The 26,103-nt window shown below is 55.5% G+C and carries 26 protein-coding genes; 11 read left to right on the top strand and 15 right to left on the bottom strand.

The features are described from left to right. The first annotated feature begins 93 nt into the window (after window positions 1-93). Window positions 94-2,757 carry a PAS domain-containing protein gene (locus NDO75_RS00800; RefSeq protein WP_310904188.1) on the top strand — a complete coding sequence of 888 codons (2,664 nt, stop codon included), beginning with the start codon at window positions 94-96 and terminating at the stop codon, window positions 2,755-2,757. 254 nt (window positions 2,758-3,011) lie between these two features. Here NDO75_RS00800 and NDO75_RS00795 read toward each other — a convergent pair whose 3' ends face one another. Next, entirely contained in the window at window positions 3,012-3,170 is a 159-nt protein-coding gene (locus tag NDO75_RS00795) for a hypothetical protein (protein WP_310904187.1), read from the bottom strand. 301 nt (window positions 3,171-3,471) lie between these two features. Between NDO75_RS00795 and NDO75_RS00790 the strand changes: the two genes are divergently transcribed. Both NDO75_RS00790 and NDO75_RS00785 read left to right on the top strand, forming a co-directional pair. Further along, a complete protein-coding gene (locus NDO75_RS00790; RefSeq protein WP_310904186.1) occupies window positions 3,472-3,675 on the top strand; it encodes a hypothetical protein in 204 nt (67 codons plus the stop codon). Beyond that, window positions 3,668-4,045, top strand: coding sequence for a hypothetical protein (locus tag NDO75_RS00785; RefSeq protein WP_310904185.1), 378 nt, complete (start codon window positions 3,668-3,670; stop codon window positions 4,043-4,045). The genes NDO75_RS00790 and NDO75_RS00785 overlap by 8 nt, the downstream gene beginning before the upstream one ends. Before the next feature lie 305 nt (window positions 4,046-4,350). Here NDO75_RS00785 and NDO75_RS00780 read toward each other — a convergent pair whose 3' ends face one another. Then, window positions 4,351-5,049, bottom strand: coding sequence for a hypothetical protein (locus NDO75_RS00780; RefSeq protein WP_310904184.1), 699 nt, complete (start codon window positions 5,047-5,049; stop codon window positions 4,351-4,353). Window positions 5,050-5,065: 16 nt separating this feature from the next. Further along, window positions 5,066-5,599, bottom strand: a complete 534-nt coding sequence (locus NDO75_RS00775) for a hypothetical protein (RefSeq protein ID WP_310904183.1) — start codon at window positions 5,597-5,599, stop codon at window positions 5,066-5,068. A gap of 330 nt (window positions 5,600-5,929) precedes the next feature. Between NDO75_RS00775 and NDO75_RS00770 the strand changes: the two genes are divergently transcribed. Further along, window positions 5,930-7,360 carry a ParB N-terminal domain-containing protein gene (locus NDO75_RS00770; protein WP_310904181.1) on the top strand — a complete coding sequence of 477 codons (1,431 nt, stop codon included), beginning with the start codon at window positions 5,930-5,932 and terminating at the stop codon, window positions 7,358-7,360. A gap of 560 nt (window positions 7,361-7,920) precedes the next feature. On the opposite strand, the gene NDO75_RS00765 is transcribed toward NDO75_RS00770, so the two are convergent. Further along, a complete protein-coding gene (locus NDO75_RS00765) occupies window positions 7,921-8,301 on the bottom strand; it encodes a DUF433 domain-containing protein (RefSeq protein ID WP_310904179.1) in 381 nt (126 codons plus the stop codon). After that, window positions 8,294-8,614 carry a hypothetical protein gene (locus NDO75_RS00760; RefSeq protein WP_310904178.1) on the bottom strand — a complete coding sequence of 107 codons (321 nt, stop codon included), beginning with the start codon at window positions 8,612-8,614 and terminating at the stop codon, window positions 8,294-8,296. Before NDO75_RS00760 ends, NDO75_RS00765 begins: the two co-directional genes overlap by 8 nt. Window positions 8,615-9,277: 663 nt before the next feature. Here NDO75_RS00760 and NDO75_RS00755 point away from each other — a divergent pair. After that, window positions 9,278-9,451 (top strand): hypothetical protein, encoded by a 174-nt coding sequence (locus tag NDO75_RS00755; protein WP_310904177.1) that lies wholly within the window; start codon window positions 9,278-9,280, stop codon window positions 9,449-9,451. 9 nt (window positions 9,452-9,460) lie between these two features. Here the strand turns inward: NDO75_RS00755 and NDO75_RS00750 are convergent, their stop codons facing one another. Then, complete coding sequence (locus NDO75_RS00750; protein WP_310904176.1) at window positions 9,461-10,222, bottom strand: recombinase family protein; 762 nt, start codon at window positions 10,220-10,222, stop codon at window positions 9,461-9,463. A gap of 417 nt (window positions 10,223-10,639) precedes the next feature. Here NDO75_RS00750 and NDO75_RS00745 point away from each other — a divergent pair, with 417 nt between their 5' ends. Both NDO75_RS00745 and NDO75_RS00740 read left to right on the top strand, forming a co-directional pair. After that, window positions 10,640-10,930, top strand: coding sequence for a hypothetical protein (locus NDO75_RS00745; RefSeq protein ID WP_310904175.1), 291 nt, complete (start codon window positions 10,640-10,642; stop codon window positions 10,928-10,930). A 176-nt stretch (window positions 10,931-11,106) separates the two neighbouring features. After that, complete coding sequence (locus tag NDO75_RS00740; RefSeq protein ID WP_310904174.1) at window positions 11,107-11,430, top strand: HalOD1 output domain-containing protein; 324 nt, start codon at window positions 11,107-11,109, stop codon at window positions 11,428-11,430. 287 nt (window positions 11,431-11,717) lie between these two features. On the opposite strand, the gene NDO75_RS00735 is transcribed toward NDO75_RS00740, so the two are convergent. From NDO75_RS00735 to NDO75_RS00705, 7 genes are all read right to left on the bottom strand, one after another. Continuing rightward, window positions 11,718-12,077 carry a hypothetical protein gene (locus tag NDO75_RS00735; protein ID WP_310904173.1) on the bottom strand — a complete coding sequence of 120 codons (360 nt, stop codon included), beginning with the start codon at window positions 12,075-12,077 and terminating at the stop codon, window positions 11,718-11,720. 195 nt (window positions 12,078-12,272) lie between these two features. Continuing rightward, window positions 12,273-12,419 (bottom strand): hypothetical protein, encoded by a 147-nt coding sequence (locus NDO75_RS00730; RefSeq protein ID WP_310904172.1) that lies wholly within the window; start codon window positions 12,417-12,419, stop codon window positions 12,273-12,275. Window positions 12,420-12,890: 471 nt separating this feature from the next. Beyond that, entirely contained in the window at window positions 12,891-14,444 is a 1,554-nt protein-coding gene (locus NDO75_RS00725) for an ATP-binding protein (protein ID WP_310904170.1), read from the bottom strand. Between the two features lie 439 nt (window positions 14,445-14,883). Further along, on the bottom strand, window positions 14,884-17,892 hold the full coding sequence (locus tag NDO75_RS00720) for a PAS domain S-box protein (RefSeq protein WP_310904168.1): 3,009 nt from the start codon (window positions 17,890-17,892) through the stop codon (window positions 14,884-14,886). Between the two features lie 960 nt (window positions 17,893-18,852). Continuing rightward, a complete protein-coding gene (locus NDO75_RS00715; protein ID WP_310904166.1) occupies window positions 18,853-19,257 on the bottom strand; it encodes a hypothetical protein in 405 nt (134 codons plus the stop codon). Window positions 19,258-19,333: 76 nt separating this feature from the next. Then, window positions 19,334-19,642 (bottom strand): hypothetical protein, encoded by a 309-nt coding sequence (locus NDO75_RS00710; RefSeq protein ID WP_310904165.1) that lies wholly within the window; start codon window positions 19,640-19,642, stop codon window positions 19,334-19,336. Then, window positions 19,639-20,028 carry a hypothetical protein gene (locus NDO75_RS00705; protein WP_310904164.1) on the bottom strand — a complete coding sequence of 130 codons (390 nt, stop codon included), beginning with the start codon at window positions 20,026-20,028 and terminating at the stop codon, window positions 19,639-19,641. The genes NDO75_RS00710 and NDO75_RS00705 overlap by 4 nt, the downstream gene beginning before the upstream one ends. A gap of 516 nt (window positions 20,029-20,544) precedes the next feature. On the opposite strand from NDO75_RS00705, the gene NDO75_RS00700 reads away from it, so the two are divergent. After that, entirely contained in the window at window positions 20,545-20,874 is a 330-nt protein-coding gene (locus tag NDO75_RS00700) for a hypothetical protein (RefSeq protein ID WP_310904162.1), read from the top strand. 85 nt (window positions 20,875-20,959) lie between these two features. Here NDO75_RS00700 and NDO75_RS00695 read toward each other — a convergent pair whose 3' ends face one another. Continuing rightward, window positions 20,960-21,127 carry a hypothetical protein gene (locus NDO75_RS00695; protein ID WP_310904161.1) on the bottom strand — a complete coding sequence of 56 codons (168 nt, stop codon included), beginning with the start codon at window positions 21,125-21,127 and terminating at the stop codon, window positions 20,960-20,962. A gap of 199 nt (window positions 21,128-21,326) precedes the next feature. On the opposite strand from NDO75_RS00695, the gene NDO75_RS00690 reads away from it, so the two are divergent. After that, window positions 21,327-21,905 carry a hypothetical protein gene (locus NDO75_RS00690; protein WP_310904160.1) on the top strand — a complete coding sequence of 193 codons (579 nt, stop codon included), beginning with the start codon at window positions 21,327-21,329 and terminating at the stop codon, window positions 21,903-21,905. Between the two features lie 276 nt (window positions 21,906-22,181). Here the strand turns inward: NDO75_RS00690 and NDO75_RS00685 are convergent, their stop codons facing one another. Then, window positions 22,182-22,877, bottom strand: a complete 696-nt coding sequence (locus tag NDO75_RS00685) for a hypothetical protein (RefSeq protein ID WP_310904159.1) — start codon at window positions 22,875-22,877, stop codon at window positions 22,182-22,184. A 206-nt stretch (window positions 22,878-23,083) separates the two neighbouring features. Between NDO75_RS00685 and NDO75_RS00680 the strand changes: the two genes are divergently transcribed. Next, complete coding sequence (locus NDO75_RS00680) at window positions 23,084-24,331, top strand: AAA family ATPase (protein WP_310904157.1); 1,248 nt, start codon at window positions 23,084-23,086, stop codon at window positions 24,329-24,331. Beyond that, window positions 24,328-26,103 (top strand): restriction endonuclease, encoded by a 1,776-nt coding sequence (locus tag NDO75_RS00675; protein WP_310904156.1) that lies wholly within the window; start codon window positions 24,328-24,330, stop codon window positions 26,101-26,103. Before NDO75_RS00680 ends, NDO75_RS00675 begins: the two co-directional genes overlap by 4 nt.

Here is a 26,103-nt window from a genome sequence, read left to right as displayed (position 1 = left end):
GATCTACTCCCACAAACCGATATTTGTCAGAATATCTTTAAAGACTGATTACCTTCGGTAGGTGACGACTCACAGCCGCACCTTCAATCACCCATGTTTCCTACTTCAGAAATCCACGTTCTCCACGTCGACGACGAGCCGGATTTCGCCGAGATGGCCGCGGAATTTCTGCGGCGTGAGGACGACCGGTTCGATGTCGAGACGGCCACCAGCGTAAGCAAGGGACTGGAGCGACTGGCCGACGCCGAGTTCGACTGCGTCGTCTCGGACTACGACATGCCGGGCCAGTCTGGTCTCGAGTTCCTCGAGGCAGTTCGCGATGATCGACCAGATCTACCGTTCATCCTGTTCACGGGTAAGGGATCCGAGGAAGTCGCCAGCGACGCCATCTCGGCCGGCGTCACCGACTACCTCCAGAAGGAATCCGGCACAGACCAGTACACGGTACTGGCAAACCGGATCGCCAACGCCGTCGAGCGGGAGCGGTCGCGCCGGCTGGTCGAGCGCAACGAGCGACGCCTTCGGGAGTTGATCGACTCGCTCCCACATCTTCTCTACGTCGTCGACATCGACGGGACATACCTACTCGCGAATCAGGCACTCGCGGATTTCCACGACACGACCGTCACGGACATCGAGGGCAGCAACGTCGCCGACGTGCTTCCCGACGCGACGGCCGAGGAGTTCAGAGGACATGTCGCTGATGTGCTCGACGAAGGGGCGATGAAGAGCTTTCCGGATGCCGAGATACCCGACTCGAGCGGCGCCATCCACATCTTCAATCCTCGGTTGCTCCCCTACGACTTCGGTGAGACCGACGAACAGGCGGTGCTCGGAATCGCCAGCGACGTTACTGACCAGAGAGAACGCGAACGTGAACTCGAACTGAAAGAGCGACGCTATCAGGCGATCTTCAACGACCCGAACATCCTCGTTGGTCTGCTCGACACCAACGGTACCGTCCTTGACATCAACCAGACGGCGATGAATTACGTTGACGTCACCCTCGAGGACGTCACAGGGGAACCGTTCTGGAAGACCCCGTGGTTCGGTCACGCCGAGACCGTTCAAGAGCAAATCAGAGACTGGATCGATCGCGCAGCAAGGGGCGAGTACGTCGAATTCGATCTCGACCTCGTCGATCCCAGCGGCGACCCGTACGCTGTCGAGGGCGTGATCAGGCCGGTTACAAACGACGCCGATGAGGTCGTCTCGCTGATCATCTCCGACCGAGAAGTCACCGACCAGCGGGTATATGAACGGGAACTCGAGGAGGCTAACGCCGTCCAGTCGACGCTGTTGGACACGCTTCCGGTGGGTGTCCTCGCCGAGGACGCGTCGCGGAACGTCGTCGCCGTCAACGCCCAACTCTTCGAACTCTTCGACTTACCGGGGGAACCCGACGAGATTACCGGCGCCGACTGCTCCGCACTGGCCGCGGATGCCAGTGAGATGTTTGCTGAACCAGCGGCGTTCGTCGAACGGATCCATGAACTGGTGACCGAAGGTGACCCGATGCATAACGAGGAAGTCCACCTTCGCGACGGTCAGACGTTCGCACGGAGCTATCAGCCGATCGAACTCCCCGAGGGTGAGGGGCATCTCTGGGTGTACCGCGACATCACCGACAGCAAGCGACGCGAAACCCGCCTTGAGGCACTCAACACGACAACTCAAGACCTGATGGCCGCCGAGACCCGCGATGATGTCGCCGAAATCGGCGTGAGCGCGGCAGCCGAGATTCTGGGGATGGAAGCGAGTGCCATCCACCTGTACGACGAACAGCAGTCGGCCCTCGTTCCGCAGACCATCACGGACGCCGCGACCGAACTTATCGGCGACCCGCCGAAGTTCACTTCGGGCGACAGCATTGCATGGCGAGCCTACGAAGTTGGCGAACCGCTGGCTGTCGACGACGTTCACGACGACCCGGACGCCTACAACCCGGAGTCGCCTGTCCAGAGCGAACTTCACCTCCCGCTCGACGGCCACGGCATCCTGATGGCCGGCTCGGACACGACGGCGGCCTTCGACCAGCAAGACCTCGTGTTTGGCGAATTGCTCGCCGGGAACGTCGCGGCGGCACTCGAACAGGTCAATCAGACCGAACAGCTGCGTGCCCGAGAGCGGGAGCTGATGCATCAAAACGACCGCTTGGAGGCGTTCGCCAGCGTCGTCAGTCACGACCTCCGGAACCCGCTCAACGTGGCCGAAGGGCGATTGGAACTGGCCCGCGAGGAGTATGATAGCGACGATCTAGACGAGGTCGACCGCGCACTTGGGCGGATGGACGTGCTCATCGATGATCTCCTGACGCTAGCACGCGAGGGAGACCATGTACAGGAACTAGAGCCGGTCGACATCGGCGACCTTGCGCGCCAGTGCTGGGCTAATGTCGAGACGAAGGATGCGACGCTCGACGTGACCACTGAAGCAAAGACTCGGGCTGATCGGAGCCGCCTGAAGCAGGTGTTCGAGAACCTCTTCCGAAACGCCGTCGAACACGGTGGCGCCGACGTGGCGGTGTCAGTCGGCGGACTAGCCGGAGGGTTCTACATCGAAGATGACGGCCCCGGAATTCCACCAGACAAGCGGGAGACAGTCTTCGAACCCGGATATTCGATCACGCAGGAAGGCACAGGGTTCGGTCTCAGCATCGTCAAGGAGATTATCGACGGCCACGGCTGGGAAATCGAGATCACCGACGGCGAAGCCGGTGGAGGACGGTTCGAAATCAGCGGCGTGGCGTCCGAGTGAGCGACATCAAGGCGCTCGGCAATTCGTTGTATTCGTCGACATCAGTCACTCTGAGTCGAGCGAGTAGTCACGGACAACATTTGGGTCAGCGTACGACGGCATCTAGTATCCCGTCCAGCGCGGCGGAAGCGTGCTGTTTGGCGTCGATGTGCGCGTCCACCTCACCCGGCGTCCGAGGATCTCATGCAGCATCTCGCGTAGGTCAACGGCTAACTCTGCGGCTTCTCGCCGTCGATTGTTCTTACCGCCACTCATCACTCGAACTGACTTTGGCCGTGCAGATACGTCCCTTGCTCGGTCGCACAGACGCGATGCATCCCAATTGTGTCTATCTCGCTCGCCTCTCCCGGTTCGAGATGCTCGTACGCCTCGCAACTACACCGCGGACACATGATCTCGTTCTCGTCGGTCATAATCGAAAGAGGGGATGTTTCACCCCAGATCCATGGTGGATGGATGACTCCACTAGAGCCCACCGGGCCTTCTCGGCCCACCACACTCGTCGTACTCCGAGACCGTAAAACCCGACATATAGGCCGCTAAAACGCCCTAGACGAGCCACAACAGGGAAACGCATACCACTACGGAAAACAACCACACGCGTATGATCGACGACGAGAACGACTACACCCCTGTCGTCATCACCGTCGGCGAAGAACACGAGGTCGATCTGGCCCTACACGACACACGTACTACCGCTCAGAGCACGTCATAATGCCAGACCCAGACGACGGGACAGACTGGTCACGCGACTGGACGGCACGCGAGCGCGTCGAGACCGTATTCTACGACCCCCGCACAGCAGACGACCCCGCCGAGATCGCTGACGAAGCCAACGTAAGTGTCGCCACTGCCCGCGAGATACTCGAGCAGATCGCCGAGAGAGACTATAGCGACACGCGATGGGATGATGACTGACGACGAGGTCGACGCCGACCGTGCCCACGCCGCCGGCGGCGAGCGCGCCGAGGATGTGGACGAAGACACCAAGACGGTCGCCGACTGGTTCGATCTCGATGACGCCGACGTGTACCGTGCTCTCGTGTACTACCACGACCATCCCCGCGAGATGAAAGAGGTCGAACGCAAGCGCGAGAAGTCGCTGGAGCGCGTGCAAGAGCAGACCGGCCGAGACGACGCGAATCTCGCCGCTGACCGCACCGAGGCACTCGCCGACGAGGAGAATCTCAAAGACATCGACGACCTAATTGATGACCTGCCTGACGGGATTGGTAGATACGAACCCGATGAAATCGCGGACGAGAACCCATATCCGGACGCTCTCTGACTCTCTCGAGGAGTGAACCCCACCCCCGACAGTTCCGATGAAAACCACCAGCAGATGGTTGAGTTACCAACCGCCCCAGACACACCCCTCGGTTCCGATGAAATTACGATGCAGGTGCTCCCTCTCACGGCAAAACTCGGTGCAAGTCTACAAACCAGCCGAAACTGACCTGTCGTGAGCTTCCGACTTGAAGCTACACGCGTGTTGTGGCCATTATCGCCTAAATCCCCTCACTAAGTAGCCATTCATCGCTGTGATATTCTCGAGCCATATTCATGGCAATCAGTACGGAGGCCGTTTTCACGTTAATTCATGATGATGTCCGGTAGATCGTCACATGACTGATTCGGAAACACGTATCGACTACTTCGGATGCCTTCGTTTCCGAAGATAGGGATTCGCTCTTCCTGAGCCGTATTTCCATCCTCTTTCAGTTCAACAACCACTCCGTCCCCATGGACTGCAACGACATCATACACTTTGTTTTCCAGCGTATCGTGAATGGTGACCTCACGGAGTTGCTTCGTGACATCCCATAGGGTTCCAAGAGGCATGATGAACGTGGCACTCCCATTTTCCTCTTCAAACTGATGGCGTTCGGTACAGAACGCATATCGGTCGAGCCGGTGGCGAACACCATCGAAGTCACCATTGAGTCCGTGGGTGATGCCTCTGGCAATCGTCTCGTACATTCGGTTACTAACCGCTTCCCGAAGCTTTGTCGCGTCTTCTTCGGCGGCAAGGGCAACGACGGTCGATTCGTCAAGGGCACTCCCTTCAAGGTCACTTGGAACGATCTCGTCACACTCTGCTTCTCCAATATGCAAATCAAACTCCAAACGCAACTTTGAGCCAAACGGATGGGCAGAAATCTCTCTGAAGGTATTGTCGGGCTTGATCCGTTCTGTGTCTCTCTTTTCGCTCACCGACTCCACAAGTTCCGCGAGCTTCGAAGGCTCGATATTTGACTTCTGCATCGTATTCAAAGAACCCTTGTCGTTCACCTGTGACGATCTGTACTTAGAAATCACGCACTCTCCGAACACTAGAAGCGTTTTTGTCCGTGTTAACCGAAATGAGCGTTGTCCAATCGCTTTCGTCAAGCGCAGCGTATTCCCGAAGTTCCGCTTCCGAGATTCGTTCGCAGATGTCGTCAGGAGCGTCGTAATTCACGATTTCGACACGCGTACCCCCTTCCCAATATCCGGAATCGAACTCAGTGATCTGGTACTCAGGGGGGTTCTCGCTTGATGCTCGCCATATCTGTCCGTCTTTTTCGGTGACGACATGAACTTCCTCAGCGCCGTAGAACGGCACATCCTCTGCGGACGCGTCAAAGAATCTCTCGAACTCTGTGGGTGCCATACCCTCACCGTCATCTTCGACAATGATCACAGGCCCAGCCTCCTCAATCCGAATGTCGATGCCGATCTGGGCGGGGTTACGCTCGTAGGCAGCGCCAACGAGGTCAAGAACGGCAAGTTTGGTTGGCATGATCGGATCGCTCTCATCAGATGCAGACATCTCGGCGCCGTCGTTGTCGTGTGTGTTCATATGCGAAGTTACGACTATCTATTTGCGCTATTCAATACTTGTACACCTGTCAACCGCCGTGTAGCTGCTATACCTTCTCAGATCGCTCGATTTCACTCCTCGGCGCTGAACACGGATAAGAGAAGACCAATTTCCAACTTATAGGTTTTTGTTTTCATATTACATTTCGGAACCAGTCACCGCATTATCACAACCTGCCCCCACATCTTTTTGATAACATCCTAACCATCAACTGCAGCACTGTCCGGCGAATCACTAAATATTAATTTCATACTGTTCCGGCCCGGGTAGGTATCTTAATACTTACTCTTATCAACAAACAGACGTATTTTGCTCGAGGAGAACACCATCCTTGTGGGCTCGAACTCATCACCGCCTGAAGAAGAAGTGACAGAACTTCCAGACTACCTATCTGTAGAATCTGGCGGCCAGCCTCGAGTAGAAACTCGGCACCTCGAGACGCTCCAACCCCATCCCCTTAACGAACGTACGTACGGCGACCGGGCTGATCTTAAGGAAACATTCCTTGACTCCATCGAGAACAATGGAATCCACACCCCACTCATTGTCACCCCTACTGACCTCATCATCTCGGGTCACCGGCGGTGGGAGGCCGGCAAACAGCTTGACCTTGAGATAGTACCGGTCATCGTTCAAGAGTTCGCCGACGAACTCGATCAAAAGGAAGCTTTGATCGATCTCAACCGCCAGCGAGATAAGACCTTCAGCCAGAAAATGCGAGAATCCGAGGTGCTACACGAGATCGAGGCTGCCCGGGCACGTCAGCGTCAAGGCCAGCGTACAGACCTTCGGGAAAACGTACCCGATAGTGAGGTATCTGAGTTCGCGCGTACTCGCGATGTCGTCGCCGAGAAAATCAACATTGGGTCTGGTAAGACCTATGACTACGCCCGCACCGTCTGGGAGGCCGCTCAAGACGACGATCCAGTCGCAGTCAACCAAGTCAATAAACTAGACCGTGGCGATCAGTCTATCAGCGGGGCCTACAAGATGGTACATCAACGCCACCCTTCCGAATCCTCGGATACTGGAACTCCATCTGCGGCTACCCCAACCGACAAGGATGGTACACCGTCCGACAAGGGAGAAATCCTCTCGCCGGACGAGTTAATTCTCTCTGCTCACATCGGCACGAACGAGGATCTGTTCCCGGATATTCTCGACCTGCACGTCGAGAAAGGAGCGGTAATCGCAGACGTCACGTTCGGTAAAGGCGTGTTCTGGAAACAGGTTGATGTTGACGCGTACGAACTCCGCGCGACAGACATTCAGCCAGAACGTTCTCCGAGCGACAACACCGGAGTCAACTATCACGACCTTCCGTACGACGACAACGAATTCGACTCGGTCGTTTTTGATCCGCCCTACGCGAGTGGTCTATACAATGAAGATCGGCGCGATGGCGACGAGGAAGCGTGGATTGTTGAACAATATGGCACCGTCTTCGAAGGCAAACGTACTGGCCACGGTGCAGTACTTCACGAGTATGCCGGCGGCGCGAAGGAAGCGAAACGCGTGCTTCGGGAGGGAGGAACGTACATCGTGAAGACGATGGACGAAGTAGCTAGCGGTAAGCAACATCTCACCCATGTTGAAATCATTGATATTTGTGAAGAGTTAGGGTTCACTACGACCGATTTGTTTGTCCTTGTTGGACAGACCACACCATCGTCACAAGGCATTGTAACACAGCAGCACGCTCGAAAAAACCACTCGTATTTCCTCGTCTTCACCGCCTAAAAGAGCAGGTGACTCGTAACCGAGGCTTCCATACCGCCCTCTCATGTAGCGGCGATAGGATCGACATCGTGGTGTTCTGTCGTTTCATGGCGGCTCAGAGCCGCAGGTGACCATCCCGCCGCCTCGATAAAGGCGTCACTGGTTCGTCAGCCATCGTCCTATCACGTGTCGCTGTAGCCGTTCTCGGCGAGATCATTGATGAGTTCATCAATCTCTACGAGTTTGCGCCCAAACAGTGGCCAGACGACTCCAGCTGGCAAGTGGTCAAGATCGACGACTGACCACCATCTTCTCCCTGTTTTTCATCGGAACTCGAGGGGGTGGTCACTCACGTTCAATGTGCAAGACCTTGCGGGGACGTGTGGAGCTAATCGCCAGATAGCAGAACACGTGAAACGTACCCCGGCAATACGGGGCATACGAAACGAAATGGTCTGCAGCCCGCCACGCCGGCATTCAAGTTGAGAGCAACCCGAGGAATCAGGTGGGTGGTAGGGAGGTCACTCGCAGAAGGGATGGGACGATGACGGCACGGGACAGGAGGCCCGTACACTCTACTCTTAGCAGTCACCGAACCTGTTGTCGCCGTAACCTCGCCAATCCTCGATCACCTCGCGGAGCGCCCGCCGGGCACGCGTCTGGAACGCCACCGGATCCGCCTTACTGGATGGATCCACATCCGGCGGGTAGTCCTCCTCCACGGTCAACTCGTGCATCGCGTCCGCACGCCTCTGGATTAGCCTGTCCATCCAGTCCTCGTGGTTGGCGGCCCACGCCAACGCCGCCGTCACGTCCGCCACATCCAGCCCGCGCTCGTCCGCGTACTCCTCAACGAATTGTGTCGAGCCACCCAGCTGTAGAACCACGGTCAGCACAGGGAGTCTCCGGCCAGCGATGCGTGGCTCCCCATCCACGGGTATCTCGACGTGCGCGCTAACCATCGAGCACACCCTCGATCATCCTGCGCATATGCTGGTTCTGACGCCAGTAGTACGCGACGCGACGACGTTCCCGCCGCTCACTCGCGTCCATCTCCGAGGTAATGCCTTCCTCCAGTTCACGCGGGCCGTCGACGTCGTACTCGTCGCGCCATTCGCGTTCCTCCTCGTCCATCCGCCCGAGCTCCGCTCGGAGCTCCTTATCGGGCTGGTCGGTCAGTTCCTCGCGCTTCTCCTCGCGTAGTTTTTCTTCGTCATAGTCGGGAAGGGATAGTGGCTCCGTCTCTCCGTCGACGTCCTCGATGTCCTCGAGCATACACGGGACTAGGCGGTGACGGCACTTCGTACCTATCATACGGGCTATGGATAGCACAGGGTGAGGGCGTCATAGAATGATTCGCATGGCGTTTCTTTCGCCCCAAACGATTTGAACTATCCGTTTACTACACCTGCGAATATTACGCTATTCTCTTCTATCTATACCAAATTATTGGGGTAAGGGAGTAAAGACAATTGAGCCCGCACCTGCTCTTGCTTGTGCCTCTTTAGTGAATGCCAAAGCTGTGGGTTTGTTCTGCGGGCAATGAGCGATGTCAACCCCGCTCCACTGAACTGGGATTCGTGTCCTAGCTGTACCGGAACTGACTTCGAACTTATTGGTACATAGACCGCCTGTACTTACCGTTGTCGGGTAGTGACAGGACGGGTGTGCGAGCTGTTCCGTGACACCCTGCAGGGTAGCAACGGGAGCGTGACCGCCCGCCGAACGCGGCGGACGGTCGATGACTCCACCTGAACCACCGCCGAAGCAGGCTTGTCGGAGTGGGCGGCGAACCCCCATTAGGTGGTTCGCTGGCATTCCTCCTGTGGCCCGTCCGGCATACACGTCTCTCTCGTGAAACTCCAAAAACGCTGCCCCGAGGGCATTAACGCCGGCTACACGCAGACATTTATCCGACGGGACAGGTGACGAACAGGTATGGACGAACTCAACGAGGTCAAGTCGAAACTCGCCATGGCCAGTTCAGGACTCCACAAAACCCTCGAAAACGCAGAAGGCATCGAAGAAGTCGACAATGAAGCCCTCGACAACATTGAGACCGCCCGTGATGCCGCCCGCCGCGCACTCGAACTCATCGACGGTGATGAATAGGCCGCCGGGTCAGTCGTCGGCGCGGTCGATCTCGTCGAGGGCCGCGTCCACGCGTTCGTCCTCGGCTTCTTCCTCAAGGTACCACCGACGCCGTTCGTCGTCCTTGTAGATGTTCATGAGGGTCTGACGCGTGCAGTTTGGAATCTCCCGGGCGGCCTCACGGTAGGATGCGCCATCCTCGATGGCCTCCAGTGCCCGGACGACATCAAGGTAGCTGGTCTCACCCGCCTCGTAGTCGGGGGAGAGGTTCGGATGAAGATAGCCCTCGTCGCTACGAGAAAACCCAGTCGGTGTCTGGCCGAGCCACTTACCCTCTCGTCGGGCACGGCGAAGGCCAGACTTGGTGCGGCGGATGATCTGCCTGCGTTCTTCAGTATAGACCATCCCGACGACATCAGCGACGAAACGGTTCGTGCCGTCGGGCTTGATCTTGTCCACCTTCCCATTGGTGATGTGAACGGTCACCTCGTTGTCCTCGCACGCGTCGAAGAATTCCTGAATGATGGAGCCGCGCCGTCCGATGCGGCTGATCTCCCAGACCACGACGTGATCGAGTTCCCTGTCCCTGATGCAGTCGAGAAGATTGAGGTAGTCTTCGCGGTCGCGCGTGCTGCCGCTGACGTCGAGGTCAACGTACTCGGCGGTTTCTGTGGTATCAATGTCGGTGTTCTCTTCGATCCACCCGTCGAGGTCATGCTTCTGGTGCGACTTCTCCTGCGTGTCGGTGCTGGCGCGAATGTACTTCGCGTAATCCTTGGTATTGTCAGTCATACTTTGGGGGTGGTTGGGCGGGTCGGAGGGGATGCCAGTTTACCGCAGAGGATCCACTTAAAGAACCGCTCTCGCTTACAGGCCTGTAAGCGAACATCCGTCCGTGCAACCACTCTATTCGGATCCAAGCTGTCGGCTGGGATAAACGCCGGCCCGGCGCAGCCCCCGAGGAGTAAGAGATGATTCGGCGAGAAGACTCGTGCAATACTCGTTGGCACGTTCGATGCTCTACCTCGTGCGGCACGCTCATCAAAACGAACCAGTTCACCGAGCGGTTGAACTCAACTCCGGTTCCGCTACCAGCCAACACTGTCTGCTCGGCAGCTCCGGCACAGATCCATTTTAGTGATGGTAGGATAGCGGAAGTCTGTGACCGAAGTCCCAGACGCGTATGACGAGATAAGCACCGAAGAATGAATGAGTGCCGCCGCCACCGGCTCTCGAATCATGGAATTTGCCAACGAACATGGACACACCTTCACCAGATACGAACGAATCTATGGCGGCTACACCGGCCGCCTCCTCATTGACGGCGACGAATCGTTCTACGAGCGGAATCCAAAGGACATCGCTGAAGAGATGCCGGCGTGGCCCAACGACGGAGATGAGGAAGGCGCCACTAATCTGCTGATGCAAAACGGCTGGGAATTCACGTATCACGACGCAGAAAACGCACACAGGAGAAGACACGATATGTTCCGCGGGTGACGAGGCCAGCTAACTCTACTGAAACCTATTAAATCAATATCCTTCTCCTACTGGAACAGCCGCTGGATAGATATGCGAACTAATTGTCCCTCAGAGACTTCATTGCTCAACTCTTTTCCAAAAACATAGCATGTGATTATACGAGTGACAACACTGCACTTGCTACGAGAAGGTCTATGAGTAGTGGGCTGGGCGGTTCCATTATTATGGCCTCGCCCGGCACATACAACGGTGAATGCCATCATCTATACACAACTGACGAGAACCGTTCCATGAGCGCAGCAGTGTTAGACACGATCGCCGAGCACCAAGACATTGATCTGATGGAGGCTGACTTTTGCCTCTATGACATCATTGATCCGTCAGCACTTAACAGGCTCTTCCAACTCAACCCGGACGGTGCTGCAGGTGTCTCGTTCGCCGTCGGTGAGTCGTACGTCACTCTTCGAGACATCGGCAGTGGAGTCGAAATCTGGGTGAGTGATTTCCCGTACGACTGACCTTGCCAGTAAAAGATGTCCATGGTTGTGGCCAAATGACGCTTTCAAGGAATCCTCTCCAGAACTCCATGACCTTCTCTTAGAGATCGTCACCACAGTAGCGGCTGCTTGCGGTGAAAAGATCCAAGAGCATCTACCAGCAGCCCGGTTATTTGACCCGTTGCTTTGGAGCGATTCGTTGAGGGGGCAATCGTCTCTACCCTGCTCCGAATCGAGTTCGCTGAATATCTTGTCGAGATCGATGCCGACGGAAACGTCACAGCAGGCAAGAAATAAACGGTTTCTCGTCACCACTCAGATTCATGCTCGGAGTCGATCAGCTCGAGCCATTTCTCTAACCGATCATTCGAGTGGTACTGATACTCTTGAGCGGCCTCGTCGTGCGTGACCAACTCTGTTTCACTGAGTTTCGGTAGATGGATGTGATAGAGTGCGGCTTGAATATGGTCTGGATTCGGTGTTTTTCCCATTCGTTCGTGTTCTTGCTGAATCAGATGGTCGATTAGAGCTTGGGAATCGGCCTGTTGTTTCGGTTGATCCCGTACCCACCGGAACAACGTCCGTCGGTGATGATGACTGAGAACGTCAAGGATTGCGTCCAGTGAAAGCTCATCTGATGCATCTTCCCCTTCTGATCTCTTGGCCATAGTTAACCCACATCATGGAATTCTATAAGCAGGAGGCGAGAGGTAGCAAGGGGGGGTATGACTTCCGGAGAGGAGCAAACGGTAAGTCTCTCTCCTGTATTCAGCAGGGTCGCCAAAGTCTATCACTTCCGGAAGATTTCAACAAGGCCTCCGGTTCGCATCGTCAGAATATGACGAAAGAGTACGGTCGCCGAATCAATCGTCGGTGGACGCGGCCTCTTCTGGCCAGACGACTCCGAGGCCACGGCCAAGCTTCGCGCTCTCGGCGACGGTACGGTACTTCTCCCGACGATCCAGAATCTTCGATACAGTGCTGCGCAAGAACAAGACGGTTTTCTCCATCTCATCGTATGTCGCACTATCGTCCTCGCATATCTCGATGACTTCGATGTCTTCCTCGAAGCCCTCGCCACGCGTCAGGTAGTTCGGTAGACGTACTGTTCGTGGGCATCGGCATCGCTGGCGCATTCGAAATCCACGTAGACGCTCTGGTCAGAGTTGTATTTCTACCTGACCTGAACGTTATCTCCATCCGGAGCCTGCGTGATCGCCGGATCCAAAGTAGGCTGGGGGGCTCGACTGAAGCGAGGGACTAAACGGTCGTTCGATACCGCTCTTCTGTCGATTCCATTTACGCGTCTAATTTCGCGTCTTATATTCATACACTCGTTTCGTGTTTGGACTCGTCCGTAAGTCCGAACAGAAACCCCGGTATCTGACTACCCGCCGAGGGGATGCTCCACAAAGTATGCCCTCGGACTTGAGTGGGGACTCATCTGCCGAATAAGTACTGAATCGGTGGGTATAGATAGTCTACGTAGGAGAACCAGCTACTGCTGGAAGTGTGAACGAAAACGTCGATCCTTCACCGAGGTCGGACTCGACCCATATTTCCCCATCATGACGTTCGACGATTCGTTCGCAGACTGCGAGGCCAATTCCCGTGCCTGCATAGTCCCCGTCGCCATGCAGTCCCTCAAAGACCTCGAATATCTGTTCTTGATGGTCGGGATCGATGCCAATTCCTTGGTCAGTGACAGAGAGTATCCACTCTTTGCCGTTCTGTTCGGCAGTGACGTGTACCTTCGGTGGCTCCTCCCCACTGTATTTGATTGCGTTAGACAGCAAATTTTGGAACAATTGGCGCAATTGGTTTTCATCCCCTTCCACACGAGGAAGCCAGTCTGCGGTTATTTCAGCCCCATTCTCTTCGATCGATACCCGTAAGTCCTCACAGACATCGTCGAAAACGACATCGAGATCCACTGGCTCAAACTCGTTGCCCATCGTCTCGATTCGTGAATACTGGAGCAGCCCGTCGATCATCGAGCGCATACGCTCGGCTCCGTCTACGGCGTACTCGAAGAATTCCTCGCCCTCCTCGTCGAGTTCATCTCCGTATCGGCGTTCGATGAGCTGGAGGTAGGTAGAAACCATCCGCAGTGGTTCTTGAAGATCGTGGGAAGCGGCATAGGCAAATTGCTCTAAGCGTTCGTTTGATTCCTCGAGATCGGCGACTAACTGTTCGAGTTTCTCCTCGTACTGCTTGCGTTCAGTGATGTCTTGGGACATCGCTAAGATGGCGTACACGCCGCCATCCTCGTCGGTCAGCGGGTGCGTACGGAACTCGAACACGCGTCCTTGTATCGTCACCTCGAACGAGGTCGGTTCGCCGGCGAGTGTTACGCGATAGTTCGATTCGATAGTTTCTCGGATGTCGCCTGAATACACTTCTTGAACCTCCTCTCCTTGGAGATCGGCGGCGCCGAAATCGACTGATTCGAAACCCCGACCGCCGACGATTGTATGGCGTAACTCGTCGTCCAAGAGCGCGACCCCACCGTTTGGAAAGTTCTCTGCGAGCGTCCGGTACCGTTGCTCGGATTCCTCGAGTCGGCTGACGGTTTCTTCGAGTTCCGTCTGTGTTTCCTGTAGCTCCCGGTTCCGCTGTTTGAGGGTAAACGTCCGCGTTTTGGCCCGTGCATCATGCTTGCCTGCGCCAGCGCCGGCGACAGCAGCAAGCGCCGGCAGGATGAGAAAGTTGTGGGCTGGATCGTTCAACTCGGCAGCGAGTGCAATAAAGACGAGGATACTAACCATCACTCCGACTACGCGGAAACACCAGATAGCGACGGTCTCAAAGAATTCGGGTCGGATCTCGGTCTGTGGCAGGCGATAACCCCAATAGAAAAGAACAATTCCAGCCCCACCAATCAGAATAGAAACAATTAGTTCCTCCTCAAGTGGTGTCGGTCTCAGGGTGCTCACGAACGGCCATACAACACTCAGTATGATATACACGCTTCCAAGACTCAAGATTGCACGCCGTCCGCCGATAATTGAAAGAATACCGGTCAAAGGCTTCATCACTCGCTGTAAATAGGCCACTCGGTTATGCTTGCTGAACCACATCCTAGATAGATCCACTTGTTCAGTGGTAGAAGGCTGGCAGGAAGGTTTTTTTGTTGAACGTTTCTCTGCTTTCGAAGAGCAGGGCGAGTGAGAGTAAATCCGTCGAGTGCCGCGTGCATTGCGAGGTCTGCAGATGGGGAGCCTGCGTCTCCGAGGACGGCACCTCGTTCGACGTGAGTGACTCCACCGTCGACCAGTGCTTTGGGATAGGGCATGCCCCGATCAAACAGCGATAGCATGGGGGAGTCATCCTCGCCCACCGCGATTAGCTAGTCTGCGTCGGAATTCGCAACTCACCCGTCAAGGACGACAACTCAAGCGCCAAACTGGCCGACACGCTGGAGGTGTTCGTCGCGGAGATCGACTGATCCCATCGACGTGAGTTCGGCAAACCTCAATCGCTCATCATAGGTAGCGTAAACGAGAACGTCGCACCCCCACCCGATTCCGATTCGACCCAGATCTCGCCGCCGTGACGTTCCACGATACGACGACACAAGGCGAGTCCGATACCTGTCCCCGGATGTTCATCGTGGGTTTGCAACCGCTGAAACACCTCGAAGATACGCTCTTGCTCGTCAGGATCGATCCCAATCCCTTCGTCGTGGACTGAAATGATCCAGTTGTTGCCCTCGCGCTCGGCGTCGATGTCGATCCGCGGTGGCTGGTCACCGCTGTACTCGATCGCGTTACTGAGTAGGTTTTGGAGGACTTGGCGTAATTGGCTGGAGTCACCGTCTACACGCGGGAGATCGCCAGTTGTGATTTCAGCTTCAGTCTCCTCAATCTGCATCTGCAGATCCTCACGGACGTCTTCGAGAATGTCGTTCAGATCGACTGGTTCGAACGGATCACCTCGCGTTTCGACCCGCGAATACTCGAGGAGGGCGTCGATCATGTCACGCATGCGCTCGGCACCATCGACTGCGAAGTCAATGAACTCCTGTCCGTCTTCGTCGAGCTTGTCGGCATATCTGTTCTCGACCAACTGGAGGTAGCTCGTGACCATTCGCAATGGCTCTTGCAGGTCGTGCGAAGCGGCATAGGCGAACTGCTCGAGGCGCTCGTTGGATTCTTCGAGGGCCCGCTCGTACTCGCGGCGCTCGGTGACGTCGCGATCGGAGACGATGATCGACACGACCTCACCGTCGTCGTTCGTGACCGGTCTGAAAACGCCGTTGAGCGTGTACTGTTTCCCATCCGGTCGCGTCAAGTCGGTCTCGAACTCGACGTACTCGCCGCTCGCTGCTCGTTCAGTCCACCGCTTGACGTCAGATTGGACGCCATCGCCCTCACCCCACCACGGGGTTTCCCAGAACAGTTCCCCGGTCACGTCCTCGAGATTGGCGTCGATATACTCCATCGCCGTCTGATTGATGTCGAGCGTTGTCCCGTCAGGCGCGAGCAGTCCGACGAGGATGTTTGGATCGTTGAAGACCGCTTCGAACTGTCGCTCTTTCCGCTGGAGTTCTTGTTCGCGCTCCTTTCGTTCGGTGATGTCACGGGTAACGCCCGTTCGTCCGACCGATCCCTCCTCGAGTTCGTACGGCCCGAATCGTCCCTCGACGGGGATGGTGTCGCCGTCTGCGGTCTCGAGGTCGAACTCGATTGAAGCGTACTCTGCTTCGTCCGAGAGAACACTCTCTTTCAACTCCTCGGCTCGTTCGTTAACCGTCTCGTCATGGACGAGCGTGACGTGTTCTCCAAGCAGTTCGTCACGATCGTACCCGGTCATCTCACAGAACGCCTCGTTGACCATCACGAACCGGTCGTCTGCATCGAGTGTTGCAACGCCGTCCCAGATCGTTTCGATCGTCTTCTCGTACCGCTCCAACTCCAACTCGCGCTGCTTGCGTTCGGTGATGTCCCGGAAATAGACGGAGATACCAGTTTCTGAGGGATAGAGATTCGCCTCCACCCAAAAATCGAGCGTATCGTAGTAGAGTTCATAGCTGGTAGCTTCCTGTTCGTTCAGTGCGATCTGGAACGCGTCCCGGACTTCGTCGATCTTGCCGGCGCTGGGGAAGATGTCCCAGAGCTTCTCGCCGAGCAACTCATCCTCCGAGTGCTGCAGAAGTTCCTCGGCCTGCTTATTGACGTGTGTGAACCGAAAGTCCTCGTCGATCGCGTAGAACGCGTCGGAAATCCTACCGAATACTCGCTGGAGTTCACTCTCAAGTGTCTGTTCGCGCTTGCGTCGATCGGTCATATCGCGGGTGACCTTCAGAAACCCGCGATGCGTTCCGTCCTCGTCCCAAATCGATGTGATCGTTACATTTGCCCAGAACTGGGTTCCGTCCTTTCTGACACGCCACCCTTCATGTTCAACGGATCCCGCTTCAGTCGCCTGTTCGAGATTCTTCTTAGGAACGTTTGCCGCTTTATCTTCCTCAGTGTAGAATGTCGAGAAGTGCTCGCCGAGTATCTCGCCAGCGTCGTATCCCTTGATTGCTTTCGCCCCTTCGTTCCAGCTAATAACGTGGCCGTCCGAATCTAGTCGGAGGATGGCATACTCCTCGACAGCATCAACTAATGACTGAAATCGCTCTTCGGTGTCTCGAAGAGCATCCTCTGAACGCCTTCGGTCTGTGACGTCGTAGTAGAGTTCGATTCGACCGCCCGCATACTGTCCAGATTCGATCGGTTTACTCCAGTGTTCGAGCCACCTTTCCTTACGGTCATCGCCTGCCGTGACGTGGCATTCGACCTCCTCGTTGTAACTGTTGTCGTCGTACGTTGCCAAGACCGTCTCTACAAATCGATCTGAATCGGCGATTTTGTCCTTTATGCTCTCGTGTACGACCTGTCGTTTATCACGGCCGATGAGTTCGTCCCGATCAAGACCGAAATACTGTTCAATCGTCTCGTTGGCCCATGCGATTTCAAACTCGTCATTGAGAACGAAGACACCGATATTTGCTTCGTTGAGAACGCTTGTAATCGAGTCGTACGACGCCTGTGCTTCCTCGAGTGTTGCCAGTCGCTGTTTTTTCTCGGAGAGGTCTCGTGCGATGCCGATTGTTCCCCGAAACTCTCCCTCTTCGATCAGCAGATTAACCCGTAATTCACAGGGAACCGTACCTCCATCGGCAGTTTGGACACCAAGTTCGAAGGTAGCAATGGTCTCGTCTTCCGTTTCGATCTGGCTCGCAATTTCACGCTCGATACGGTCAGCATCGTCGTCAGTAAGAAGGAGAGAGACGTGCTCGCCGAGGAGTTCCTCGCGCGAATAGCCTGTCGTCTCGGTAATGACCTCATTGACAGCAACGAAGTATCCGTCTGAATCGAGCTGATACATCCCATCGTCAATCGTGTTGACGAGCGTTCGATACCGATTGAGGGCAACGTCGTCGGTGACGTCCCCCCAAAATGTTTCGTCAGCAGCGCCCGCTCGTGTACTCATTGGCTCTTAGAGATTTCCGACCCAGTTAAAACACTCGCCGCTGGTGTGTCGTCTGCTCGAGTCTAGCTATCTCGCTCAGAGATAGCATGGGTATCATAGAGATTCGCTCCGCCACTGCTGGATCAGATCGTCGATTCTGTCTGGGTACGCGGCCACCCGCCAACCCACCATCACGTCAGACACGCCCAGATTGCCTTCCAGACGAACTCCTTGATACTCCGTTGAGGAAATCTGAATCAAAACGGTTAGGACGAGTAGCCAAGTGATTTGCCCAGTTCTCCGTTGGTAGTCCTTTTGCATAACGCTTGCAACATCTAAGCGATTTTCTCACAGCTGGACGATGGTCGACACAATTCGTGGTGGAAAGGGGTAGTTAGCCCCTTATATGCTACTACAAACTCGATCGAGGCGCTGATACGGTTGGGTGCCGATTCGGTGATCTGCCTCCAGCCAGTGTCGTCCGGAAGCAGATCAACCGAATCCACGTTACTCTTTCACATAGTGGTTGGCCCGACAGTTGCATGGTGGCTCGAGAACGAGTAGAAGTCAGCTCAGTTCGTAGAATTCTACCCACTATAGTGTAATATATGCGTAAGAAATTAAACGATAATATTGATTAGTCATCGTCATTCAATTCGACAAACGAGTCGTTCCCACATCGGCAAACTGATCTATTACCGTCTCGCGTGATCCCTCCATCAGGAAGTCGGAGAGTAGGGTAGATCGCCCCGCACTGTGTACATTGGATGGTAATTCCTCTGTGCGACCCTGATCAGTCATCGGAGATAGATTGAGCAACACCACATAGAGATATAGTGGTACTGGCGAATCCTGATTTTTGATTCGATAAGCTTGCACCAGCAGTTATTGAATAAGATCATGGAAGAGCGGCGCGTCATACGCCGAGATAACTGTACGTAATCTCTCAGACAAATCTAGCGATAAAAGGACAGAGAAGTGTTATTTTAGAGGGCAACTGAGGACACCACCGTCCACGGAAGTAGTTTCCTCCCAGTCCGCAACTTCACGGACTGCCTCAAGGACATCCGTTGGACTACCGATGAATACACAGCTTCCGTGGTATCCCACCGGGTAGACGACACTCGCCGCCGCGCTGTCCTCGCGAAGATGCACGTGTAGTTGGACAACGCCGTCATCTTTCTCCGGGTTGACGGTAATCGTGCCACCAGCCGGGAGGTCTGTTTCCCAGACGAAGTTAGCGACGGTGAGGTCTCCTGACTCAGGGCCGTACTTTGGCACATTCTCAAAGGTGCTATCTATGCGTTCCTCGATGTCACTGATCGTCGTGTGGAGCGTCCGGTCGTCAACAAAGTCGTTTAGCATCTCCTTCTTGTCCTGTGGCACTGCAATAGCGATTCGGGGAAGAGGTCAGATAAGACCACTGTCCGAGAGGGTGAGAGAAACAGTAGACGTAACGGGATCAGTCTGCTGTCGTCGTGGGGGATGCCACTCGAACCGCTTTGTCATCAGAAGGAGGGGCAGATTCCACGTACTCGCCAAGCGTCGTCTGCGTGACGGGCAAGCAGACCTCCACGATACGTCTGTCTAGTTCCTTGCGAGCGTAGTCGAGGGCGTGATCTGTGTACTGATGTCGTGGTTGTTTCAGTACCCACACGTTTCCACCTCGGCGGAAGACATACTCGAACGGAACGTCATCGAACTGTCGCGGGTAGGTCTCTACGACGGCCTCCTCGCCATCGACTCGAAGAAGCGTTCGTTCGTACGTCATTGCTCTTGATCTGCCTTCTCGACGGCCAACGAGTGACTGTACCAGTCGTTCGCCGCTCCGATATAGACCTCGTGAAAGGCCTGCGTCGCATCACGGATACTGCTTGGTGAGGCACTCATCCAGTCGACTTCGAGCTCGTCGACGACGTCTCCAGTCGGACGGCGGATCACTGCCCAGTGATCTTCGTCTTCGCTGTCGATGAACGTAGTCCTAGCACGGAGTGTAAACCGTCCGCGAGGCCCACCGATCCGCATCAACAGCGAGACCTCCAGTTGCTCATCTTCGACTTCCTGCGGACGAATACGATAGTCCTCGACGTAGGCGTCGCCGTCGAAGTCGTCGAACGTCCGAAGCCTGTTCGTGTTTGTCAGATGTTTCTCTGTCATAGTCTCGAGTCGTATTGTTTTTGACAGCGTCACCTCCATCCGGGCGACTTCCTCTTCTCAAGTATCGATTGGTGGGAGGGATAGATAAACAGATTGTTGGAAGGGCTGTTTTTCCGGGGTACAGGCACTATCAGTACGGTTAAAGGTTACCGATGCAGAGTCAACAGCGCGGACACCCATGTTGCAGAATCACGAACTAAGTCAAGTTCATTTCGTAATCTCGCAACAGATTCGTTCAGTTGTGCCTGCAGTTGCCGGATCGTGGATACACCCGCGGACGACCAATATTAGCGTCGCCGATCTCGAACCGTAGTTAGATCCACTTCGACTCCTCTACCAACTAGATCCGAGTTCTGGAACAACGAGACAGATCGTGATTGGAATTCAAGACGTCGGAACGCATATACGAACGCAAATGTCTCTCGAGCAAGAATACGGGAACCGATTCCTCGGCAACATCGAAGGCGTCTTCGTCGCCATCATCACCGGTGCCTTCTCTATGATAGGGAATCGTTAGTGGAAGTCGCTGAACCCACTGAAACCACCACAACTGACAGTTCAATCAGCACGCTCCTCTTCGCCATTCAAAACTATCCCCTGATCATCGTCCTCACGGGACTCGCAATTGTCACCATCTCCGCCGGCCCGTTCGGCATCTTTGGATTCATTTTTGAGGTAGCGGGAACGAACATGTTTCTCTCTGAACCCGGGGCCGGACTGGTGATGTTCGCGATTGGGGCGGGGATCATCGTCGTCGGAGCAAGGGTTTGGAGTTGGATGTCCTTCATCGACTGGTTCATCTCCAGTCGCCATAGCGGGTCAAGAGGACATACTCGGTTCCGATGACACCGAGTTTCACTACCATTGGGTTCTCAATCCCGCCGGGGACAAGGTGACAAAGAAAACGCAGTGACACGGTGACAGGCGGGTGCTACAAATCAACTTGCCTGTTGCTATGAAAGAACGCCCCCTCCTCGGCCACGCATACCCGGATGTAGCCAATCGGATCGCCCTCATACTTCTCGCCCGGTTCGACGTGATCGTAGGCCTTCTCTCCACACTCCGGGCACTCGTCCACAGGAGTCCTGTCGAGTACCATGTCCGACTACTCCTCGTGGGAGACCGTAAAGTCCGGCACGCGTCGCCGCGAAGGGTTAGCCACCGATGAAGAACACTCGCAGTTCTACAACGGCCCTTACAAAGCCTGAAGGTCTTCTACCGTCCGAACCGAATTATGCCACTGCCCGAGCAGCCTTTCACACAAATCCATTTTCATAACGACTGGCTACCCCGGGGGTGTGACGGAAGACATAGGCGGTTCCGAGGAAATTAGCACATACACGGGGGCATCCTCTCGCTCAGATGCAGATGAAAACGGAGTCTCCGCCGCTGAATTCGTCCGAGAGAGACATCATATCTCCCCGGTTCATGAATATGTAGTAGACCACGGCAAGTCAGTGCCAAGAACCAACGTCGAACATACCTGCCTTGAAGGGCGAGACATCGCGCTATCGCAAGACGTGACTGACGATGAGCGAGAACTTATCGCCGAGGGAATCCGGGCAACCAAACCGCAAAGGAAGGCCTGCTTCGCTAATGCGATTCAGTTGTGGGAGTACGACCATCGGTTCACATATGCCGAGGGATTTGCCGTCCCGCCCGGCTTCGATATTGCAATTGAGCATGCGTGGTGCTTCCTTAACGATGAGAAACTCGTCGACGTCACAGCAGAGTTCAACAACTACTTTGGCGCCGTCATCTCCGATAAAGAGACACTCATACGCTATACAAAGGACGACGAGATCGGGTATGGCATCATCGGGAACCACCACAATCATTTTGAGTTCCTTCGAGAGCGGGGCTACGTACAGAAGTAATTGAAATCACATTTATGCTCTCTCGATCACTGCGCTAGCAGCGTGAATCAATCGTTGATGCGTGGTTTTCGCCGACTACGATCTGCCTCGATAGGATGGAAGGTGGATTGACCTCAGTAGTCCACACAGTCAGGCCACTCTACCTACTCACGGACGCGTTTGAGAGATTTAATCTCGACGAGCATAGGCCATCTCAATATGCTTCTGTGTACCCTAACCCGATGGTCGACATTGACCTACAGTTCTGATCTAACCTCTTAGAGACGCAAATATTTCTCAGGATTGTAAGCCCTCAATAGCAGTATTAACAATGTTCTCTCGGGAGAAAGTGGCAACCAGCGTGTCGGCAACCCGATGCCGAGCATTGGGCATCCAGTTCTCCTCCGGATCTACTTCGGAGTGGGCTTTCTCTAAAACCATTTCCACAGGGCCAGCAATAGAACACGCCCCTACTTCGGTCTGTACTCCCTGCTCAATGTCACGAGCAACCAGCCGCCACTTCAGTCCATCCGTGGCGACGCCAACCGAGTAGCGCACCTCTTCGCGCCGTAGTGTCTTCAGAAATGTCTCATCCCGGAGGTACTTGTGGACATCCTCAGTCGCATCGCCATGGTTGCGTTCGCGGTTCAGAGCTTTGCTCTCGGCGATTGCGAGGCAGTTTGGAGCGACCTGTCGAAGACTGTAGTCGGGTCGGTTTCGCTCGTCCTTCACAAGGTCGACTGGCCGGGGCCACGGTTCCAGCGCCAATTGTTCGAGAATTGGCTCAATCAGATACTGCTCGGTAAAGTACTCGGGTGCCTGATCGACATGGCCTCCCTTGAACTGCCGCTTCTGGTTACTGGCCACTTGTTTGAGGGCATTGACTGCCTTTCGTCGCCGAGCTTCAGCGGCAAACTCCTGCAAGGCCCGGAGAACGTTGTTAGCGCGAATATGGTCAGTATCAAACTCTGTCTGCTCAAGGCTATCGGTCATCTAGTTATTGTGCTGGTCTGTTCACTGCTATGTTAATATTCCTGCTAAAGTCAGTTATCTTGTCATCGAGACGAAATACGATAGTGAAGATTGAGTAGTAGTTTCAAACGTCACAGTGTGATTTCTCCCTCGACCCAGTATCTTCCTGTGCGGGCTTTGATTGAGCCCATATTTTTAATCCCTCGGTGGGAAAGGTCATCCAACAAATGAGTAGTTCGTCGGACGAGACCTTTTCAGTTGAGGACGTGCAGGCCGATCTCGATGTACTCCGGGCCGTCGATGACAAAGTCGTTGAAGCCATCGAGGGTGCGGAGAATGCTGAGGTATTAGAGTATCTCATTCGCGAGCAACAGCTTGACTTGCACCACGAGGGCGATCAGGGGGTCGGCAAGATTCGTCGCGCCGTACTCGAGTCTCGGAAGGCGTCACAGGATCTGAAGCGAACCGTCATCACGCGTGGCGACGATACGCCAGAGACCGTACTCGTCCCGGAAAGCGTCGAGCGAAACGCGAGGACTGCTCTTCGAACCGGGAAGCCAGTTGTCCTCTACGGCCCGACCGGCACAGGGAAGACGACCTTCGCAAAGCAGCTCGCGCTTCGTCACTGCGTCGGCTACTCTCTTCACACTGCCACCCCTTCATGGACTGCCAAGGACATAATCGGTGGTATCGGGCCGAACCTTACTGGCTCCTCCGGCTATCAATCGCTAAACTACGAGACCGAGCTCGGGGCAGTCTCTGCAGGAGTCAAGCGGGCACGTGACTTCGACATCCCCTATGCAGTCATCCTCGACGAAATTACGCGTGCCGACATCTCCCAGATTTTCGGCCCGCTTTACACCGCTATCGAGAACCGCAATCAGACGCTCATTGAGACCGACGATGGCGTGACCATCGAGTTGGACGAGGACGTGAGCATCATCTGCACGATGAACATGTCCGACCGGACGGTCAACGAGTTGGATAACGCCATCACGCGTCGGTTTGCGATGATCGAACTCGACGAGTACAAGGACGACGATCGTCGGGCACTATTCGAGGGATGGCTCGAGGACAACCTCGGCGACATCCCTCTCATTGGAAACGACGATCTTCTCGATCTCTTTGAGGCCGACTATGACGGCATCAACCACGGCTCCGAGCAAGCGTCTCGAGGCCCAATTATGCGATTCGGCCCGATGCACTACCGCGATGTAACGATCTTTCTGCGTGAAGCCCTTCAAGACGAATCTCTCTACATGGACGCCCCGGAAGAGGCGGTCGGACAGGCGTTCCGTACGTTCATCGTCCCGCGACTGCTCAATTCGGCGGCCTTCCCCCAAATCGAGCAGATCGAGGAACACTACCGAGCACTCAACAAGTCCTTCGAGATGTTTGACCTCGCACCGGCGGCCGACCTCGCTAGCCGTGAACTCGAGGCAGAGCGTCGTCGGATGGGTTCCTACGAGCAATGAGCGTTTCAGACACAGACGCATCGTACACCTACCAGCCCGGGACGTTCAGTGTACCCGAGCGAGGCGAGATTCGGATCGAGGGATGCCCACCCTCCATCGACGAGCAACTTCGCCGGGCCTCGTTCGATCAGGAGTCCGACAACGTTTTCGTAAAGACACAGGAATCGCTCGACGATCGCGACAAGGAGTACCGAGTCGTCAAGGTGCGTGTTGACGGCCCAGTGATGCACGTGACGGCCCGCGACAACGTCGGAATCGTCAGCCTTACACCCAGATCGAAGCTCCGAATCGAGCCGAAGATCGACTGGGACTACATCTTCGATATGCTGCTCGCGGTTCACGGCCGCAAGCGGTCGGTCGAGTACCATGGAGTCCCCCTCGATGAGTTCCGTACAGAGGACGTTGATCTAGAGGATGTCTTCCTGATTCTGGCAATCAACTTCCTCAACGGACTCGAAGCCATCCATCGCAACGGGTTCGTGCGACAACTTCAGACGCGTCGTGCAGACCTCGAACAGCCACGGGGAGTCATCGACATCGAGCAGTCGCTAGTCAATCAGGCAGAGGGACGCGCCCAGCAGCACTGCCTGCTGAAGGAGGTCAATTACGACAACTCGGCTAACTCGCTGCTCCACTACGCGGGGACGCACCTGTTGCGGCTTTTCAGGCAGTACGAGGACAAGTACGACCATCAGGCGTACTACCACGTCTTCTCGCAGGTGCATCAAGAGGTACGCCATCTCGAAGAACTCGACGTAACGAGCAATCGCCGACGCATTCCCGAATATCGTCGGTTTTCACTATACGACCTCCCGAAGCAACGCCACTATTACCGGCAGGCGATTGAGGTTGCGAAGGCAGTTGTAGCCTCTTCACTCGGAACGCCGGCAATGGAGGGCGACCGGGAGCTGGTCGTGGACTACGTGTTGAATATGGAGTCGCTGTTCGAACAGTACTCACAGGTCGCCATCGAGGACGAGTTGGATGCGATCAAGGAGTACGACCGTATCGAGCAGACTGAGAACATCTCGGCCGTTCGATCACCGACACTCAAACCCTTCGAGAGCGAATCCCAGGTATATCATCAGCCAGATCACGCCGTTGAGGAAGGTGACGAGACGCTAGCTGTTCTCGACTCGAAATACTATGCGGAGGACAAGGATCCGGTGAAGAGCGGTGGATCGCGATCTCGCCTATTCAGTTACGCGTACCTACTCGACACATCTCGGATGGGATTCCTGACGCCACTCGGCGAGCCGCGGACGAGGACGGTCTCACAGACGGAGGCAGAGTTACAAGTTATCTCACCCGACAGCGACCAGTTCTCGCTCGATGGATACCACGACTGTATCCGCGACTACCTACACGAGGCGGTCGCCGAGGTCTACCCTGCTCTCGATGTCTTCCGTGCCGTCAGGGAACACGCCCTCTGTCTCGATCAGCACGACGCGTCCGCGCTGGATCGTCTAACCGACCCCGACGGGCCGTTCGACTTCAGTAACGTCCACGAGTTCTCGCTTCGAGTGGTCAATGCGGCTGCCGACACACTGTCGACACAGTATCGGTCACGCTCCGATCTCGAGCAGGATGGGAAGTGGACGCGACGGCAGATCGAGACGCAATGCAGAGAGCATCCCCCGGAATCAACCACAGGTGTTCCGGTTTTCCGGAGTGAAGGATACGAAGAACGAATCGACCTGTACTTCGTGACGCGTGGCGAGGACGGAACGCCCACGGACGTTTCCGTTGCTGACGACTTCCGGCTCCTCTGA

The organism is Natrinema sp. 1APR25-10V2 (assembly GCF_031626495.1).
Classification (GTDB): domain Archaea; phylum Halobacteriota; class Halobacteria; order Halobacteriales; family Natrialbaceae; genus Natrinema.
The sequence above is the reverse complement of the archived record's forward strand: the minus strand, read 5'-3'. Positions and strand labels throughout refer to the sequence as shown.